Here is a 2,114-nt window from a genome sequence, read left to right on the forward strand (position 1 = left end):
CTACACCCGGGTGGTTTTGCCCGCGTCGGGGTCGGGGCGGAAGGCGGACGGGCCAGCGGTGTCGTCGACCATCTCCAGCAGTTGACCTTCGGCGAGCGACTCGGCGGTGATCTCGTCCTGGACGGAGGTGGCCAGCGGCTTCTGCTCGACGAAGAGCAGCGCAATCACCGCAATCACTGCGAGTGGCACCAGGAACAGGAAGATCGGCAGCAGTGCCTCGTTGTAGGAGTGGATAATCGGCTCGCGGATCGCGTCGGGGAGCGCGCTGACGCCGGCCGGCGTCAGGTGCTTGCGGAACTCGTCGCCGCCCGCGCCCGCGGCAGCACCGCTACCTGCCATCTTCTCCGACAGCAGGGTGATGAGCCGCGAGGCGAAGACCGAGCCGACGATGGCCGAGCCCAGGGTGGCACCCACCTGCCGGAAGTAGTTGCTGGCGGCGGTAGCGGTGCCGACGATCCGGCCGGGGAACGAGTTCTGCACGATCAACGTCAAGATCTGCATCGACAGACCGATACCGACGCCGGTCACCGCGAGGTAAGTGCACAGCAGCCAGGTCGGGCTCTCCACGTGGAGCGTGGACAGCAATCCGAGGCCCAGGCCCAGGATCGCTGACCCGACGATCGGGAAGACCTTGTACTTGCCGGTGCGGGTGACCGCCTGACCGGAGGCGACCGAAGCGACGAGCAGGCCGCCCATCATCGGGATCATCAGCAGACCGGCGACGGTGGCGCTGGCGCCGGTGACCATCTGGATGTAGGTCGGCATGTAGCCGATCGCGCCGAACATGCCGACGCCGATCATCAACGCGGCGATCGTGGTCAGCGTGAAGTTGCGGTCGCGGAACAGCGCCAGCGGGATCACCGGGGCGACGGCTTTGGTCTCGGCCCAGCAGAAGGCGACCGCGAGGATCACGGTGGCGACGCTCAGGCCGATGATCTGCGGGGAGAGCCACTCGTAGGTGGAGCCGCCCCAGGTGCAGACCAGGACCAGGGCGGTGGTCGCGGCCGCGATCAGCGCCATGCCGAGGTAGTCGAGTTTCGGGCGTTCCGCATGTTCCTTCTTCGGCAGGTGCAGGAACACCGTGCAGGCGGCGATCGCCAGTAGCCCGAGCGGCACGTTCATCCAGAACGCCCAGCGCCAGCCGGGGCCCTCGGTGAGCCAGCCGCCCAGCAGTGGGCCGGCGACGGACGCAACGGCGAACACTGCGCCCATGGCGCCCATGTACTTACCGCGTTCGCGGGCGGGCACGACGTCGGCAATCGCCGCCTGCGACAGAATCATCAGACCACCGCCGCCGATACCCTGCAGCACGCGCGCCGCGATCAGGATCTCGATGTTGCCGGCGAGGGCACCGACCACCGAGCCAGCGATGAACAGCACGATCGCCACCAGTAGAACCGGTTTGCGGCCCAGGATGTCGCTGATCCGTCCGTACACCGGCATCACGATGGTGCTGGCCAAGATGTAGCCGGTGATTACCCAGGTCATTTGGTCGACGCCGTCGAGCTCGCCGACAATCGTGGGGAGTGCCGTCGAAAGCACCGTTTGATTCAGTGCGGCGAGCAGCATCGTGATCATCAGGCCGATGAACAGATAGAGGACGGTCCGGTCGGATTTGGCTTCCGGCTCGGCAACCGCGGGGCTGGTATGGGTCACTTGATCTCTTTCAGGGCGTTGCGGAAGGTTGCCACCGCGTCGGCGATGGCGGTGGGGGTGGGATTGTCGAGGATGGCGGGGTCGTCGCTGTAGGCAAAACGCAACACGGCCCCGGCAAGCAGGACCAGTGCGCGGGTGCTGTCGGCCGCAGTACCCGACGCGGTCCGCTCCGCCAACTGCTCCTCGAGCGCGGTAACCAGTAGGTCCTGGGTCTGGTCGCGGTGGGCGCGGATCCGATTGATCAGTTCGGGATACGTACTGATCAGGTGCTGCACCTGCGGTTCGGGGCGCGGGCCAGCCGACGCCATGGTGGCGACGGTCAGGTTGAGGGCGGCGACAAAACGTTCCTTGCCCGCGACCTTGTCGTCGGCCGGTTTGGTCGCCGGCCGCAGGAACTCCTCGAGGGCGGTGGGCGGGATGTGCGGCGCCGAGGTGCCGAGGACGGCGTCCTCTTTGCA

Annotated in this window: 2 protein-coding genes; both read right to left on the bottom strand. The window is 67.0% G+C overall.

Features of this window, described 5'->3' with window-relative positions:
* Positions 1 to 1,569, bottom strand: a complete 1,569-nt coding sequence (locus tag WAW85_RS09905; RefSeq protein WP_422559449.1) for an MDR family MFS transporter — start codon at positions 1,567 to 1,569, stop codon at positions 1 to 3.
* Between the two features lie 83 nt (positions 1,570 to 1,652).
* Positions 1,653 to 2,114 (bottom strand): TetR family transcriptional regulator (locus WAW85_RS09910; RefSeq protein ID WP_422559448.1); only part of this gene is annotated, 462 nt, incomplete at its 5' end.

The sequence above is a fragment of the Gordonia sp. (in: high G+C Gram-positive bacteria) genome (assembly GCF_049299075.1).
In the GTDB taxonomy this organism is placed as follows: Bacteria; Actinomycetota; Actinomycetes; order Mycobacteriales; family Mycobacteriaceae; genus Gordonia.

Coding starts and splice junctions, on each gene's coding strand:
- WAW85_RS09905 (WP_422559449.1), bottom strand. CDS start 1,569: ATGCTGCTCGCCGCACTGAATCAAACGGTGCTTTCGACGGCACTCCCC.